13 protein-coding genes, 2 rRNA genes and 2 pseudogenes (1 of these 17 cut by a window edge) are annotated in these 14,579 nt (G+C 71.1%); 11 read left to right on the top strand and 6 right to left on the bottom strand.

The genetic code is table 11. The features are described from left to right. From FSYMDG_RS16145 to FSYMDG_RS28660, 4 genes and pseudogenes are all read left to right on the top strand, one after another. Positions 1–1,350: ribosomal RNA gene (locus tag FSYMDG_RS16145) — 23S ribosomal RNA — on the top strand (it extends 1,734 nt beyond the left edge of the window). Positions 1,351–1,418: 68 nt separating this feature from the next. After that, a 5S ribosomal RNA gene (rrf, locus tag FSYMDG_RS16140) occupies positions 1,419–1,535 on the top strand. A gap of 2,020 nt (positions 1,536–3,555) precedes the next feature. Beyond that, entirely contained in the window at positions 3,556–4,434 is an 879-nt protein-coding gene (locus FSYMDG_RS28665) for a tetratricopeptide repeat protein (protein WP_013874463.1), read from the top strand. A gap of 8 nt (positions 4,435–4,442) precedes the next feature. Beyond that, a pseudogene (locus tag FSYMDG_RS28660) lies at positions 4,443–4,695 on the top strand (IS5/IS1182 family transposase); the annotation flags it as partial. Between the two features lie 31 nt (positions 4,696–4,726). On the opposite strand, the gene FSYMDG_RS16120 reads toward FSYMDG_RS28660, so the two are convergent. Beyond that, positions 4,727–5,422, bottom strand: coding sequence for an NADPH-dependent F420 reductase (locus FSYMDG_RS16120; RefSeq protein WP_013874462.1), 696 nt, complete (start codon positions 5,420–5,422; stop codon positions 4,727–4,729). Between the two features lie 129 nt (positions 5,423–5,551). On the opposite strand from FSYMDG_RS16120, the gene FSYMDG_RS16115 reads away from it, so the two are divergent. Further along, on the top strand, positions 5,552–5,953 hold the full coding sequence (locus tag FSYMDG_RS16115) for a winged helix-turn-helix transcriptional regulator (protein ID WP_013874461.1): 402 nt from the start codon (positions 5,552–5,554) through the stop codon (positions 5,951–5,953). A gap of 251 nt (positions 5,954–6,204) precedes the next feature. Here the strand turns inward: FSYMDG_RS16115 and FSYMDG_RS16110 are convergent, their stop codons facing one another. Further along, positions 6,205–6,621 (bottom strand): winged helix-turn-helix transcriptional regulator, encoded by a 417-nt coding sequence (locus FSYMDG_RS16110; RefSeq protein WP_013874460.1) that lies wholly within the window; start codon positions 6,619–6,621, stop codon positions 6,205–6,207. Between the two features lie 108 nt (positions 6,622–6,729). Between FSYMDG_RS16110 and FSYMDG_RS16105 the strand changes: the two genes are divergently transcribed. After that, the gene (locus tag FSYMDG_RS16105; protein ID WP_013874459.1) at positions 6,730–7,671 is read left to right on the top strand and encodes an NADP-dependent oxidoreductase; all 942 of its coding nucleotides are present in this window, start codon (positions 6,730–6,732) and stop codon (positions 7,669–7,671) included. A gap of 28 nt (positions 7,672–7,699) precedes the next feature. On the opposite strand, the gene FSYMDG_RS26350 is transcribed toward FSYMDG_RS16105, so the two are convergent. Next, positions 7,700–7,864 carry a hypothetical protein gene (locus tag FSYMDG_RS26350; RefSeq protein ID WP_157491034.1) on the bottom strand — a complete coding sequence of 55 codons (165 nt, stop codon included), beginning with the start codon at positions 7,862–7,864 and terminating at the stop codon, positions 7,700–7,702. Between FSYMDG_RS26350 and FSYMDG_RS16100 the strand changes: the two genes are divergently transcribed. Next, on the top strand, positions 7,856–8,113 hold the full coding sequence (locus FSYMDG_RS16100; RefSeq protein WP_043603815.1) for a hypothetical protein: 258 nt from the start codon (positions 7,856–7,858) through the stop codon (positions 8,111–8,113). The two genes, FSYMDG_RS26350 and FSYMDG_RS16100, sit on opposite strands and share 9 nt — an antisense overlap. Before the next feature lie 92 nt (positions 8,114–8,205). Here the strand turns inward: FSYMDG_RS16100 and FSYMDG_RS30125 are convergent. Together FSYMDG_RS30125 and FSYMDG_RS16090 are read right to left on the bottom strand one after the other, a co-directional pair. Then, positions 8,206–8,394, bottom strand: a pseudogene (locus FSYMDG_RS30125) (transposase); the annotation flags it as partial. A gap of 172 nt (positions 8,395–8,566) precedes the next feature. Further along, positions 8,567–9,892, bottom strand: coding sequence for a DUF1015 domain-containing protein (locus tag FSYMDG_RS16090; protein ID WP_043603809.1), 1,326 nt, complete (start codon positions 9,890–9,892; stop codon positions 8,567–8,569). Positions 9,893–10,326: 434 nt separating this feature from the next. Here FSYMDG_RS16090 and FSYMDG_RS16085 point away from each other — a divergent pair, with 434 nt between their 5' ends. Both FSYMDG_RS16085 and FSYMDG_RS16080 read left to right on the top strand, forming a co-directional pair. Beyond that, a complete protein-coding gene (locus tag FSYMDG_RS16085) occupies positions 10,327–10,977 on the top strand; it encodes a tetratricopeptide repeat protein (protein WP_013874456.1) in 651 nt (216 codons plus the stop codon). Next, positions 10,974–12,308 carry an HAD-IIA family hydrolase gene (locus tag FSYMDG_RS16080; RefSeq protein WP_013874455.1) on the top strand — a complete coding sequence of 445 codons (1,335 nt, stop codon included), beginning with the start codon at positions 10,974–10,976 and terminating at the stop codon, positions 12,306–12,308. The genes FSYMDG_RS16085 and FSYMDG_RS16080 overlap by 4 nt, the downstream gene beginning before the upstream one ends. A 233-nt stretch (positions 12,309–12,541) precedes the next feature. Here the strand turns inward: FSYMDG_RS16080 and FSYMDG_RS16075 are convergent, their stop codons facing one another. Beyond that, positions 12,542–12,883 (bottom strand): SCP2 sterol-binding domain-containing protein, encoded by a 342-nt coding sequence (locus FSYMDG_RS16075; protein ID WP_013874454.1) that lies wholly within the window; start codon positions 12,881–12,883, stop codon positions 12,542–12,544. Between the two features lie 253 nt (positions 12,884–13,136). On the opposite strand from FSYMDG_RS16075, the gene FSYMDG_RS29425 reads away from it, so the two are divergent. Then, positions 13,137–13,550 carry a translation initiation/elongation factor gene (locus FSYMDG_RS29425; protein ID WP_013874453.1) on the top strand — a complete coding sequence of 138 codons (414 nt, stop codon included), beginning with the start codon at positions 13,137–13,139 and terminating at the stop codon, positions 13,548–13,550. A gap of 20 nt (positions 13,551–13,570) precedes the next feature. After that, entirely contained in the window at positions 13,571–14,578 is a 1,008-nt protein-coding gene (locus FSYMDG_RS16065) for a TlyA family RNA methyltransferase (protein ID WP_013874452.1), read from the top strand. Position 14,579 lies beyond the last annotated feature (1 nt).

Raw genomic sequence — 14,579 nt, 5'->3', positions numbered from 1 at the left:
GATCCCATGCTGCCGAGAAAAGCCTCTAGCGAGTGTCAGGGCCGCCCGTACCCGAAACCGACACAGGTAGTCAGGTAGAGAATACCAAGGCGAGCGAGTGAACTGTGGTTAAGGAACTCGGCAAAATGCCCCCGTAACTTCGGGAGAAGGGGGGCCGTTGTCCGTGTAGGGGCTGTGCCTCCGAAGCGGATAGTGGCCGCAGAGACCAGGGGAAAGCGACTGTTTACTAAAAACACAGCTCCGTGCGAAGTCGTAAGACGATGTATACGGAGTGACGCCTGCCCGGTGCTGGAACGTTAAGGGGACGGGTTAGCATTTCGGTGCGAAGCTCAGAACTTAAGCGCCAGTAAACGGCGGTGGTAACTATAACCATCCTAAGGTAGCGAAATTCCTTGTCGGGTAAGTTCCGACCTGCACGAATGGCGTAACGACTTTCCTACTGTCTCAACCACAGACTCGGCGAAATTGCATTACGAGTAAAGATGCTCGTTACGCGCGGCAGGACGGAAAGACCCCGGGACCTTTACTATAGCTTGATATTGGTGCTCGGTTCGGCTTGTGTAGGATAGGTGGGAGACTGTGAAGCGGGAACGTCAGTTTCGGTGGAGTCACTGTTGAAATACCACTCTGGTCGAATTGGGTGTCTAACTTGGGTCCGTGATCCGGATCAGGGACAGTGTCAGGTGGGTAGTTTAACTGGGGCGGTTGCCTCCTAAAGGGTAACGGAGGCGCCCAAAGGTTCCCTCAGCCTGGTTGGCAATCAGGTGTCGAGTGCAAGTGCACAAGGGAGCTTGACTGTGAGACAGACATGTCGAGCAGGTGCGAAAGCAGGGACTAGTGATCCGGCGGTGGCTAGTGGAAGCGCCGTCGCTCAACGGATAAAAGGTACCCCGGGGATAACAGGCTGATCTTGCCCAAGAGTCCATATCGACGGCAAGGTTTGGCACCTCGATGTCGGCTCGTCGCATCCTGGGGCTGGAGTAGGTCCCAAGGGTTGGGCTGTTCGCCCATTAAAGCGGTACGCGAGCTGGGTTTAGAACGTCGTGAGACAGTTCGGTCCCTATCCGCCGCGCGCGTAGGAGACTTGAGAAGGGCTGTCCCTAGTACGAGAGGACCGGGACGGACGAACCTCTGGTGTGCCAGTTGTTCTGCCAAGGGCACGGCTGGTTGGCTACGTTCGGGAGGGATAACCGCTGAAAGCATCTAAGCGGGAAGCCTGCTTCGAGATGAGGTCTCCCACAGGGTGAACCTGGTAAGGCCCCCGAGTAGATGATCGGGTTGATAGGCCGGAGGTGGGCGTACGGTGACGTATGGAGCTGACCGGTACTAATAGGCCGAGGGCTTGTCTTCGAAGGTATTGCGCGTCCACTGTGTGGTTCTGGGGGTATGGCCGGTTTCCGGTTGTAGTCTCGTGGTGTTTCGGTGGTTATGGCGAAGGGGAAACGCCCGGTTCCATTCCGAACCCGGTAGCTAAGCCCTTCTGCGCCGATGGTACTGCGTGGGTGACTGCGTGGGAGAGTAGGTCGCTGCCGGACTTGTGTGTGGTGGGGAGGGGCTGCCCGGTTTCGGGTGGCCCCTCTTCGTCATGCACGAAAACCTGTCCTGCGTGAGGGCATCTCAGCCGAGCCTGACAGGGAGAGGGGCCGGAGCCCCTTGCCATGGAGCTGTCATGGAGCCCCTCGCGGCGGATTTCCCCGCGACGGAGCTCGTCGTACGGAGCTCGCTGTGATGAAGCCCCTCCTGTGGGCTGCTTCCGCCGCGTTCCGCTGTGTGAGGCGGCCGGGTGATGTTCCACGCTGGCATGTACCGGGAGCCGCGGGATGAGGGGTTGTCGGCGTGGTGGTGGATGATGGGGATGTGATGTCGGTGCAGGGAGGCGGCCAGATGCGGACGACTGGAGACACGGGGGGTCGTTCCGGCCGTCAGCCACGGGATGGCCGCGGCCACTCGGATGGTTCGGCCGCGACCGTGGGAGTGGGCAGGTCCGCCGGGCGGACAGCCGCTCGCCGTACGGCGAGCGGCCGAGGGAAGGCGCCGACGGCGGCCAGCGCGGCAGCAACGGAAAGCCTCGCGGAGAAACGGTGGCGTGAGGCCCGCGAGGCTCGCCGTGCCGCCGGTGGGCGTCAGCACGTCCGCCAGGATCGGCAGGCCCGTGGTCAGGCAGCCCGCGGCCAGGCGACGGCAAACACCCGCGGTGAGAACGCCCGCGGCGACAGAAGCGGCTACGGGAGCGGCTACGGGAGCGGCTACGGGAGCACGGGCGGGTACGGCCGGGCGGCTCGCGGCATCGACCCGGATCGCCGCCCAGGCTGGCACGGCTCGAGCGAACGGGGCTCAGGCGCGCGATCCGCTGGTGCTGCTCGAGGCGGGTCGGGAATCCGGCCGAGCCGTCCCCATGATGATTCCGATCGCCGTTCGGCCCGCCCCGCGGGTACACGCAGTGAGTCACGACAGGGTGAATCACGACAGCCAGCAGGAAACCGCTACCCGGATCGCGGGGCAGGCGGCGGGAACGACAGCCGGGCCAGCGGCAACCGGGCCAGCGGATTTCAACGGTTCCAACCGTCGGCAGGCGGATCGCAGCCGGCGGGCTCCCGCCCCGACAGGCAGTGGTCGGCGGCGAAGAGAACCGAGGGAACGAACGCCCCGCGAGCTTCCCGACAGACCTTCTCGGGCTCTTCCGCAGGGCGCTCCTCCGCGCAGCGCTCTTCCGCGCAGTGGCGGGATGCCGCGCAGCCGTCACGTTCCTCTGCTGACTTCTCCGGTCGACGTGAGCCGGGCCGGCTTGGGCGGCCGTCCGGAGCCGGCCGTACCGGCGGGCCGCCACGCGGCGATGCCGAGCAGCGCGGTCGCGGCTCGGCCGGGCGCGTGCCCGGTACGGGAGCCGGCACCGGGCGTTTCGAACCGTCTTCGCAGACGCCGTCGCGTGGCGACCGGTACGGGCGGCCCGACCGGCGCCGTGACGATCGTCCCTCCACCCACGGCCAGAGACAGGGCCGTGGCGGCGGCCACGACGTCAGTGGCCGTACCGTTGGTGGCCCGGCCGCTGACAGTTCGCGCCGGACGCCGCCGCGGGGCACCTCCCGTCCGTCGGCCTATTCGTCGGCCAGCTCCGATCGTCGCGACGACAGCCGGACGTCCCACGCATCCGGCGGCGCCGACCGGCCGCTGACCGACCGGCGCGACGGGCCCGGCGGCGGATGGCGGGCGCCCAGCACCGAGTCGCGACCTGGCACCGCCTCCACGCGGGAATCCCGGGAGCTCAGGGACACCCGGGCGCGGGACCAGCACGGTTATGATCATAATGCTCGGGATGTCGCCGCCCGGCACTCCGGCACGGCCGGGCCGGGACAGGCCGCGGCAGGCCCGCGGGATTCCGCCCGCCCCCGAGGCGCCGACCGTCCGGGCGCCGCCCACACCCGGTCCGGTGAGCAGGGCACTGGCCGGCAGGACCACCCCGGGAAGAGAACCCCGGGACCGGACCGGCGGACATCGGGCACCGCCTCGTCGGCATCAGGTGTTCCAGCGGGGCGCGGGGGCGGCTCCAGGCCGTCGGTGTCCAGGCCGGGACGTGCTGGCGGTGCGGCCGGGACGGACCGTCGTGGTGCGACCGGTGCCGCCCACCGCCGTCCGCATGCATCGGCGGGTTCCCCGACGTCCCCGCATGGTGACGCGGGCGCCGGCCGGGGGGCTGGGCGTTCCAGCCGGCCGTCGGCGCCGGAGCTTCCCGACGAGGCCCGCGCCGAACTCCTCGACTTCGAGGTCACCCGGGAGCTGCGAGGTCTCGGCGCGTCCCTGGCCGAACCGGTGGCCCGGCATCTGGTGGCCGCGGGCATGTACCTCGAGGAGGACCCTGCGCTCGCGCTCGCGCACGCCCGCGCGGCCGCGGGACTGGCGTCCCGGATCGCCGTCGTCCGGGAGGCGGTCGGGCTCGCCGCCTACCACGCGGGGGAGTTCGCCACGGCGCTCGCCGAACTGCGCGCGGCACGCCGCATCGACGGGTCCCCGCGGCACCTTGCCGTGATGGCCGATGCCGAGCGGGGGCTCGGGCGTCCCGAGCGTGCCCTGCTGCTCGCCCGTGATCCGGGTGCGGCCGAACTCGACGAGGAGGCCCGGGCCGAGTTGCTGATCGTCCTGTCGGGCGCGCGGCGTGATCTGGGTGAGCCGGAGGCCGCGGTTCTGCTGTTGCAGGACGAGGCGGCCGCCGCCGGCGTGCGGCCGTGGAGCGCGAGGCTGTGGTACGCCTACGCGGAGGCGCTGCTGGCCGCGGGCCGTCCCACCGACGCGGCACGCTGGTTCGTCTCCGCCGCGACCGTCGACGACACCGAGCAGACCGATGCCGCGGACCGTGCCGCGGAGCTGGACGCCGCTGTGGAGTTGGACGCCGCGGAGCCGCCGGAAGGTGAAACCGCTCCTTCCGCTCAACCGTCATAGAGGACTGGCGGAGGCGCGGTATCCGGGTGGTCATCCCGGAGAAGGCCGACCAGGCCGCCCATCGGAAGAACAAGGGCCGCGGGGGGACGGGCTGTCTGCCACGACACCGGGCTCCACCGGGAACGGAACACCCTCGAACGTCTGAGCGGCACGGTGAAGGACTGGCGGGGTGTCGCCATCCGTTACGACAGGACCCCGGGCGGCTGTCTCGCGGGTCCCCAGTTCCGTGCCTCGATGATCTGGATCAGGGAGTTCACGTGAACCACCCCTCGATCACAACTCGATACGCGCCCTAAGCCGGTATGGTCCGCGTCGGGACGTGGGGAACGGCGGAGGCGGGATCAAAGCCCGCGAACGCCAGTCCGATGACGAAGCCCGCGACCTCCTCGAGCTGACGCGCGCGGTCCAACGGCCCCAGCACGGCTGGTATGCCACCGACGTCCCGGACGAGCTCGCTGGTGACCCGCAACGCCGCCGCGTCGTCACCGCAGATCGCCACCGTCGTCGCCTGTTTGCCGTCACTATCACCTTCAGTGACACCGTCAGTGCCAGTGACACCGTTGGTGGGAGGGCGTGTCCACTGCTCGGCTGGGAAGAGATGGAGCGCCTTCACGACGTGCGCTCCGGGCGCCAGCTCGGCGATCCGGCCCGCCGCCGAGCGGCCGTGCTCGGTGAGCAGCACGCCGACACCGTGCTCCACCGCGTTGGTCGGGTCGATCAACGGTGTTCCCGCAAGCCGACCGTCAGCCGCGTCGACGCTGCGCAGGACGTCCTCGACGCCAGCCCACAGCACGGCGAGCAGGACCGCGTCCCGCCCGGTGACGACCTCTCGTGGGCTGGCCGCGCGCGCCGCTCCGCCCAGGCGTTCGGCGAGCGCGTCCGCCTTGGCCCGCGACCGCCCGCCGATCACCAGCTCGTGCCCGGCGTGGGCCCAGCCTCTTCCCAGCCCCTCGGCCAGGGCTCCCGTGCCCAGGATCCCGATTCGCATGGTCCCTCCTCGTTCGCGCCGACGACCGCTTCGCGGGCGAGCGACCGCTGCCGCGGGCAGCCGGGCCGCTTCGAAGGCAACGGTAGGGAAGTCGTTACGCACCGATCGGTGCGCGTCGAACCTGCGACGATGGGGAGGATGAGCGAGCGCGGGCGCCACTGCGAGGAGCTGGTCGCGGACTGCCGCATCCGGGCGGCGACCGACCTGTTCGCCCACACCTGGGATCCTGTCGTGCTGGCGGCTCTCCGCCTGGGCCCCCGTCGGCGTCGCGAGCTGCGCGTCGCGATCGGCGGCATAAGCGACAAGGTCCTCACCGAAGCGCTACACCGGCTGTGTGGCCACGGCCTGGTGGACCGCCGTGCTTTCGCGCAGGCCCCGCCGCGGGTCGAGTACACGCTGACCTCGCTGGGACAGAGCCTGGTCGACGGCCCGATGAAGGCGCTCGGAGACTGGACACTCGAGCACGGCGACGAGTTGCTGGACGCTCAGGAACGCCGGCGGCTCGACGCGGGCGAGGGGGTCGTCAGCTGACGGTAGGTGCCAGATCACCTGTTGTTGGTGCCGGATCGCCTTTGGATCGTCTGTCGTCACGGGCCGATGGACGAGGGCCGGTCCGGTGCTGGGCCGGGCAGGGGCGTCATCGTCGCCGGGCATAGGCCGTCGACGACGGTTACGTGCGCGGACTGGGCGCGGCCGAGACCATCGACTGCCGCGACCGACACGACGGACGAGACGTTGCGTCGTCATCCCGAGGAGTCGACGCCGTCGGCAACCTCACGCTTCTATTGCAGGGGCGCTGGCTCGACGGTGGCCCGGCCATCGAATGCCCTGCGGGCGGTGGCGATCTTCTGGGCGTTTTCCGCGGACCATTCCGCAATTGCGCTGGTCAACTGTCCGGCGCCGACTCCGAGTTCAGTCAGTCCGTACTCCACCCGAGGGGGGACGGTGGGGTAGACCGTGCGGCTGACGAGTCCGTCTCGTTCCAATGCGCGCAGGGTCTGGGTGAGCATTTTCTGTGTGATTCCGTCGAGGAGGCGTCGGAGCTCGTTGAAACGCATCGGTCGGTCGTACCGGCGCAACGCGCCCAGGACGTACAGTGCCCATTTGTTGGCGAGGACTTCGATTACTGTACGCGATGGGCAGTCGCGGCGGTAGGTAGCGGCCCAGCTCGGGGAGGCACCTTCCAGGGCGGTATCCATGAGATACCTAGGTATCAGAGTAGTGCCTTCTATGCAAACAGGTACTGGCCCGCTGAGGATGAGTGGTCGCCACGGAATGACCACAACACATCCGAGGGGAGCACAGGGATGACCCGTATGCGCGCGATCAGCCAGCGTGTCTACGGCGGTCCGGAGGTTCTGGAGATCGTCGAGTACGACCGGCCAGTGCCCGGCCCGGGAGAGGTGCTGGTACGGGTGCGTGCGGCCGGGGTGAATCCGGCCGACTGGAAGATCCGAGCCGGGCTGGTGCGACGGTTCGGCGATCCACCGCTCACGCTCGGACTGGACCTCTGCGGAGTCGTAGAGACGGTCGGTGAACGGACGACCCGGTTCGCCCCGGGCGACGTTGTCTACGGGTGCTCATTTCCGCCCCGGGGCGCCTACGCGGAGTACGTGGCCGCGCCGACGGACGCACTCGCCGCCGTGCCGCTGGGCGTCGACCCCGTCCGGGCCGCCGCTCTACCGGTCGCCGCGCTCACCGCCTGGCAGCCGCTGGTGAACGTCGCTGCCGTCACCGCCGGGCAGCGCGTCCTCATCCACGCCGCCGCCGGCGGGGTCGGGCACCTCGCCGTACAGATCGCCAAGGCGCGCGGCGCATACGTCATCGGCACCGCCCAGAAGGGAAAACACGGGTTTCTGCGCGGCCTCGGGGCTGACGAGCTCATCGACTACACCACCGTCGATTTCGCTGCCGTGGCACGAGACATCGACGTCGTGCTTGATCCGATCAGCGACGACTACGGTCCCCGGTCCCTCGATACGCTCAGGCCCGGCGGGCTTCTCATCGATGTGCGGGGCACCGGCCCGGACCGCGGCGTGGTCCGGGAACAGGCCCAGGCCCGCGGCCTGCGGTTCGTCGAGTTCGGTTTCACCCCGTCCGGTGTCGATCTTGAGAGTATCGCCAAGCTGGTGGAACGTGGCCGCCTCAGGGCCGCCATCGACCGGGTTCTTCCGCTGCGCGACGCCGCGAAGGCCCACGAGCTCAGCGAAACCAACCGCGTACGAGGAAAGATCGTCCTTGTGCCCTGAGTGAGGTGATCTGCTGGCGGGTTCGGGATCATGGGAGGAGAAGGCCGTTGGCCGCGGGAGGACGGGTCGCCCAGAGGCTGTCGGCGAGCTCGACGAGCCGGTCGAATCCCTGGCACTGCTCAACCGCCGCCCGGACGTCATCCTCTACCGCGGCCCTGACCATGCATGTGGTGAACGGCTTCGGATGGATCACGTCCCGCTCGTTGTCGAGATCGTTTCTCCCGGCTCCGAGGCGCGGGACACCACCGCCGCCTTCCGGACCGCCGAGGCCGACCTCCTCGACGAGCTGCGCTCATGCGCGTCCGGTCAGGAACTGCTGGCCGGAGGATGGGATGGCGACGTGACGTCGGCCGCCAGCCTCGACGCCGAATCGGCTGTCCCAGGGCTCCACGGCGGCGCCTTCACCCAACTGCCGATCGCGGAAAGCCCGCAGCCGTCATGAGCATGACTCGGCGAAAGTCGGTCACCGGGCCGAAGACGCCGAGCGCCGGACAGGCCGAGCCGATCTCGGTCCTCCGCGCCGACGAAGAATCCTCAGCGTCGCCCGAGCCGGCGGGTAGCCACGCCGCCGCGAAGACGGTCGACGACACCGGTGTCCCACCACTGCCGGAACCGGTTGGACACCGTCGGCCAGGCACCGAACCCCCGGGGCATCTCCCGCCACTGCCCGCCGGTACGGAACCGCCAGACCACACCTCGAACCGCGCCCGCAACCGCTACGGATACGGGCCGAACCCGCCGATCGGCAGGTAGGGCTCGATAAACGCCTGCTCCTCGTCCGCCGGTTGTGCCCGCGTCACGCCCGACGGTCTACCCACTCAGACCCGCCGCACGAACGAACCCCACAGATCGATCACAATCCGATACGTACCCTAACGACCGGCGAACCAACGGCTCAGGGCACCGGCTGTTCGTCCAGCGGGCGGATCAGCAGGCCGCTGCGCGGCTTGGGGGTGAACAGGGTCGACTTGCGCGGTATCCGTTCGCCGGCCGCGGCCACGGCGGCGACGTCCGCGGCCGGGGTCGGGTTCAACAGCAGCGCGATCGCGGCATCCGGCGCCGCCGCGGCCGCCGCGGCGATCGCGGCAGCCGCGTCATGCTGGTAGTCGACCACACCCTCGGTGTCCGCCAGCCCCCAGACCTCTGTGATCAGCGCGAGATGCGCGACGGTGACGTCGAGCTGGCGGAAGGCGGCGGAGCGGTCCGCCGGCAGTGCATCGGCGAGCAGCACCGGGTCCGGATGTGCCAGCAGGAACGCCGCCCGGCCATCGGTGATCACGAAGGCGTGGCCGTCCTGGCCGGCCTTGGCCAGCTCGCTGAGCAGATACGCGCCCGCGGGGTCACCCACAGCGTCCAGCGGCTTCACCCGGAACGCCGTCCCAGCGCGGCGGACGGCCTCGGTGAGGGTCAGACCGCGCACGACCCGGTGGATCGCATGGACCTGCGGGCCGGACACCCGGGCGTCCACCAGGAAGGCCAGGCCGAAGTCCCAGGGGCCGGTGCCGTCCCCGGCCGCGTGGCGGTCGGCCTGGTAGCGGCGGTAGGTGGCATACCGGTGATGGCCGTCGGCGATCACCGCCCGCCGCCCGTACAGATCGTCGGCGACGGCGGCGAGCCGCTCCTGGTCGGTCAGCGCCCAGATGCGGTGGGAGACGCCGTCGTCGGTTGTCGTGGTCAGTAGCGGTGTGGTCGTCACCGTCTCGGCGACGATCCGGCTGGCGGCCCCGCCGCCCTCGTACAGCAGGAAGATCGGCTCGAGGTTCGCTCCGGTGGCCACGGTCAGGGCCAGCCGGTCGGTGACCGGCCCGGTCATGGTGTTCTCGTGCGGCAGGATGATCCCCGCGTCCGGGTCGGCCAGTGCCACCGCGCCGACCAGGCCCCGCTGGACGTGCCCGTCCTGGGTCTGCTCGTACACGTACAGCGCCGGGCGGTCGTCACGGCGCAGGACCGCGTCGGCGGTCCACACGCGCAGGGTGTCCGCGGCCCGCCGGTAGCGACTTCCCGGGGAGCGTTCGTCGTCGCGGGGGAGGATGAGCCGGACGGCGTTGTGCGGATGCCGTGCCTCCAGCGCGGTGACACCGGCGGCGTCGATCACGTCGTAGGGCGGGGCGGTCCGCGACGCCAGCTCCTCGCCGTCGTCCGCGGCATATCGCAGGGCCCGGAACGGCGCCAGGACCAGTCCGCCAGGTGAGGGTGGTGCCGGGGGGACGGGAGCAGCCATGCGGCGATCGTATGGGTCCGCCCGCCACAGACGCCGCCGACACCGGACGGGCACCGCCGACATCCGCCCCTGGAAGTTGTCTCTGCCTTGTGGAAGTGCCTCATGGACGCCACTGGCAGGGAGGAAACATCCGCCACTGTGGACGGGACGACGGGCGGCGGGGGCACTGAAATGGTACGCACCTCCACCGATCAGCGCGATCGGTGGGAGCGGGGACCGGTTTCCGGCGACACTGGGAGCTGGACCTCGGGCCACCGGCGTCCGGCCGCCGCAGGCGCCGACGCTGGCATATCGGAGGTTCGCCGGAGGTTCAGACGGGTACCGGGGCGCGGACGTCACCGGATCGCGGCACGGCAGGGAAACGCAGGAAAACGGGCAACCAGGAAGACCTGGGAAACCTGGGAAACCAGGCACAGGCAACGAGGGAGGCGCGGATGTCCGGCGGGCACGACGGACCGGTTGCCGGCGAGGGGAGCGGCCCCCGCGACGAGTGGCTGCCCGCGGGCCCGGGGCACATCCCCGACACCCCCACGCCCGACACCCCGGCCGCTGGCATCCCCGCTCCTGACGGTGACGGCGCGAACAGCGCGGAGGGGGCCGACACCGGCCTGGCCGCCACGGCTTCCGGCACCGGTGCCGCTGGTGCCGCTGGTGCCGCTGGTGCCGCCCAGCCGAATGGCAACAGCCCTGATGGCAGCCCTGGCGGCGAGGTCTACGACTGGTACACCCGGGGTGTCGCCCTGCTCGACCGGGGCAACGCCAACGCCGCGGTCCAACTGCTCGCCCATGCCGTGGCCGCCGAACCGGGTTCGCGCAGCGTCCGGGAGGCGCTGGCCCGAGCCCAGTTCGACGCCGGCCAGTACGGCGCGGCCCGGGAGAGCTTCGCCTGGATCGTCGCCCACGACCCGACCGACGACTACGCCCAGTTCGGGCTCGGCATGGCGGCCCGCCGCACCGGTGACCTGCGCGCGGCGGTGGAGCATCTGGCGCTCGCCGTCGCGATGCGCCCGGACCTCGGGCATTACGGGCAGGCGCTGCGGGGTGTGCGGGCCGCGCTCAACCGGCCGGTGCGGGGACGGCCGTGACCCACGGCCTGCGCCTGTCCGCTCAGCCGGCCAGCCCGGGTGAGCCGGGCGAGCGGGGCGAGCAGGGCGGGAGCGGGCCGCTGTCGGCGTCGCCGGCGCCGCTCGTCGACGTCCACGACGCCGCCCTGATGGACCTCGACGGGGTGGTGTACCGCGGGTCCGAGGCGGTGCCCCACGCGGCGCCGGCCATCGCCGCCGCCCGTGGACGCGGGATGCGGGTGGTGTTCGTCACCAACAACGCGCTGCGGACGCCGGCCCGGGTCGCCGAGCGGCTGCGTTCCTTCGGGGTGCCCGCGGCCCCGGCCGACGTGGTCACCTCCGCGCAGGCGGCGGCGCGGCTGCTCGCCGAACGCCTGCCGCGCGGGGCGGCCGTCCTGGTCGCCGGCGGGGAGGGTCTGCGCGAGGCGGTGCGGGACGTGGGCCTGCGGCCGGTGACGGCCGCGGCGGAGGAACCAGCCGCGGTGGTGCAGGGCTTCGATCCCGCCATCGACTACGCCCGGCTCGCCGAGGCCGCGCTCGCGATCCAGGCGGGAGTGCTGTGGGTCGCGAGCAACACCGACGCCTCGGTACCGACCGAACGCGGCCTGCTGCCCGGCAACGGCTCGCTGGTGGCGATGCTGCGGACCGCGACCGGGATGGTCCCGCTGGTGGCCGGCAAGCCGGAGCGGGCGTTGCACGAGGAGTCGGTCCACCGTGCCGGCGCCCGCTCGCCGCTGATCGTCGGTGACCGGCTCGACACCGACATCGCCTCCGCCGTCCGTTCGGGCACGCCGTCCCTGCTGGTGCTCACCGGGGTGACCAGCAGCGGCGAGCTCCTGCGCGCCGGGGCGCCGTACCGGCCGACCTATCTCGCGGCCGATCTGCGGGGCCTGTTCGTACGCCATCCGGGCACCCGGGTGTCAGTGCCAGCGTCGGCGCCGACTGCCGGTGACGGCTGTACCGCCGGTCCGGTGGACGGGGCGGGGCCGGACGGGGTGGAGGCGTTCTGCGGCCAGTGGGCGGCCCGGGTGCGGGCGGGGACCCTGACCTGGCGGAGGATACGGCCGGCGGGACGGCCCGCCGACCGGCCGGAGGCCGTGAGCGCCACCGACGGTGACAACCCCGGGGGCGGGGAGAGCCCGCCGGGTAACACCCCGTCCAGGGACGCCGCGTGGGCACGGAAGGGCGGCCCGCCGGACGGCGGTGTACCGCGCAACGACGGTGGTGTACCGGACGACGGCCTGGACGCGCTGCGGGCGGCGTGCGCGGCCGCGTGGGCGGCGGCGGACGCGGGCGACCCCGTGCGCGAACTGGCCGGCGACCGTCCACCCAACTGCGCCGATCTCGCCTGATGGGATCCTGCCTGACGGGATCCCGCCGGGGGCGCGATCGTCCTGCCTGACGGGATCCCGCCCTGGAGCGTTCCCGGCGGCATCGCGTGGTGGCCTGGTGGGCGGGCCGCCGCGGGTGTCAGCCACGGATACATGGCCTGTGGTCTCGTGCGCACCATGGGTGTATGACGACTGTCCGCAGATGGTGATCATCCATTGCGGACGGCGACCTACGGGATGATCCGTGGGGCGGCCTACAGCAGGGAACGCATCCGCAGCAGGTCCCACATGCTGGCGTCCACCTTCAGCCGGCCGCTGGTCCATGCTGAGGTGAGATCAAGGCTACCATCGGTAACGGCGATCAGGTCGTCGCTGTTCACCGTGACGGTCACCTGTCCCGCCGTACCGTCACCTTCGATGATGATGTCGAGGACACTGCCGTCACGCAGTTCCGTGCAGAAGCTTGCCCCGAGATCAGGAATCCTGCACACGATCGTGCGGTCGGGTGCGAGGCTACGCAGGCGGTCGTCGGCGATTTCGTTGAGCCGCTCCGCCAGCGTGCGCAACGCCGTTGCGCACTGCTGCATGGTCGCCATACCGGTTGATTCCTCTCTCCGGTCAGGTCCGTACCGTGCCCTGCCCGCCGTCGTCCGTCAACAGGTAGCAGCGGCTGCCTTCCGTCGCCGGCAGGCGGGCGGCCGTGCCGCCCGTTGTGCCGGGGCGGCCCGGTCGCGATGCACCCGGCCGCAACAGTCAATACCGTGGACGGGATCCGACATGCTGGATGGGACGACAGCGGCGTGCCGCGGGGCGACGCCCTGCCATCACTGTCACGGAAGAGGACACCGTATGACCGTTGACGTCCCGGACGTCCAGGCCGCGCGCGCGCAGGTGGAGCGGCTGCCGACGCTGCCGGTGTCGGCCCACGTCGCTGTCTTCGAGGAGGTCCACCGGCTCCTGGACGGCGTGCTGGCAGACCTGGACGGGCTCGCCACCGCTCCCCCGCGGCCGGCGGACGGCGACGGCCCGGTCCGCGGGCCGGATCCGCGGGGCCGGGACGCGGTCCCCCCGTCGCGGGCGCCCGGCCTGCCGGGACCGCACCAGCAGGGGCCCGGGCCGCGCCCATCCGGCCTGGGTGTGCCCCGCCCGCAGCCACCCGGGCCAGATGCACCCCGGCCGCAGCCGCCCGGGGCTGGCGAGCCTCGCCCAGGTGGTCCCCGGCCGGGGCCGCCGCCCGGCGCGCCCGGCCGGGGACCGGCGTGACCGGGACGAGGCGTCCTGTCGTGGCTCGCCGGACACGGTTGGACCGTGAGCTTGTCCGGCGCGGGCTGGTGCGCTCCCGTGAGCAGGCCGGCGAGGCGATCGTGGGGGGACGGGTCCGGGTGGCCGGGCGGCCGGCGACCAAACCCGCCACGGTCGTCGACGACATGACACCCATTGTGATCGTCGCCGGTGACGATCCCGGCTACGTCTCGCGGGGTGCCCACAAGCTGCTCGCGGCCCTGTCCGCCTTCGGTGGGAATGCCGCCAGCCAGCAGGCCGCCGGAGGCGGCGGTGTGGGCCGGCTGTGGGTGGCCGGGCGGCGCTGCCTGGACGCCGGGGCGTCCACCGGTGGTTTCACCGACCTCCTGCTGCGCCACGACGCCGCCGAGGTCGTGGCGGTCGACGTCGGGTACGGCCAGCTGGCCTGGCAGCTGCGCAACGACCCCAGGGTCACCGTCCTCGAGCGCACCAACGTCCGTTTCCTCACCGCCGAGGCGATCGGTGGGCCGGTCGACCTGGTCGTGGCCGACCTGTCGTTCATCTCGTTGCGGCTGGTGCTGCCGGCGCTGCGGGCCTGCGCCCGACCGGCGGCCGACTTCGTCGTCCTGGTCAAGCCGCAGTTCGAGGTCGGGCGCGCGGACCTCGGGCCGGGCGGGGTGGTGCGCGACGTGGCCCTGCACGCCCGCGCCGTGTGGGATGTCGCGCAGGCCGCGGCCGAACTGTCGCTGGGCGTGCGTGGCGTCGTCGCAAGTCCCCTGCCAGGACCGGCGGGCAACGTGGAGTACCTGCTGTGGCTCGTCGGGGACGCTCCGCCCATGCCGCCGCCGCGGCTGACCGAGGCGATCGCCGCCGCGATCGCGGCCGGCCCGGCCGGCGGCCGCGCCGCTTCCGCCCCCAACGCTGATCTTGCCTCCAACGCTGCTCCTGTCTCCGGTACCGGTTCTGTCCCTACCGTCGATTCCGTCTCCACCGCCTGTCCTGGTTCCGATTCCGAGCCGTCCACCGAGCGTGACGAGGGTCGTCGATGAG

This window comes from Candidatus Protofrankia datiscae (genome assembly GCF_000177615.2).
Lineage (GTDB): Bacteria > Actinomycetota > Actinomycetes > Frankiales > Frankiaceae > Protofrankia > Protofrankia coriariae.
Note: the sequence above shows the minus strand (reverse complement) of the source record. Positions and strands in the feature narration are given on the sequence as shown.

Coding starts and splice junctions, on each gene's coding strand:
- FSYMDG_RS16085 (WP_013874456.1), top strand. CDS start 10,327: ATGTCCGGCGGGCACGACGGACCGGTTGCCGGCGAGGGGAGCGGCCCC.
- FSYMDG_RS16110 (WP_013874460.1), bottom strand. CDS start 6,621: ATGGATACCGCCCTGGAAGGTGCCTCCCCGAGCTGGGCCGCTACCTAC.
- FSYMDG_RS16120 (WP_013874462.1), bottom strand. CDS start 5,422: ATGCGAATCGGGATCCTGGGCACGGGAGCCCTGGCCGAGGGGCTGGGA.
- FSYMDG_RS16090 (WP_043603809.1), bottom strand. CDS start 9,892: ATGGCTGCTCCCGTCCCCCCGGCACCACCCTCACCTGGCGGACTGGTC.
- FSYMDG_RS16105 (WP_013874459.1), top strand. CDS start 6,730: ATGACCCGTATGCGCGCGATCAGCCAGCGTGTCTACGGCGGTCCGGAG.
- FSYMDG_RS16100 (WP_043603815.1), top strand. CDS start 7,856: ATGGATCACGTCCCGCTCGTTGTCGAGATCGTTTCTCCCGGCTCCGAG.
- FSYMDG_RS29425 (WP_013874453.1), top strand. CDS start 13,137: ATGACCGTTGACGTCCCGGACGTCCAGGCCGCGCGCGCGCAGGTGGAG.
- FSYMDG_RS16075 (WP_013874454.1), bottom strand. CDS start 12,883: ATGGCGACCATGCAGCAGTGCGCAACGGCGTTGCGCACGCTGGCGGAG.
- FSYMDG_RS16115 (WP_013874461.1), top strand. CDS start 5,552: ATGGGGAGGATGAGCGAGCGCGGGCGCCACTGCGAGGAGCTGGTCGCG.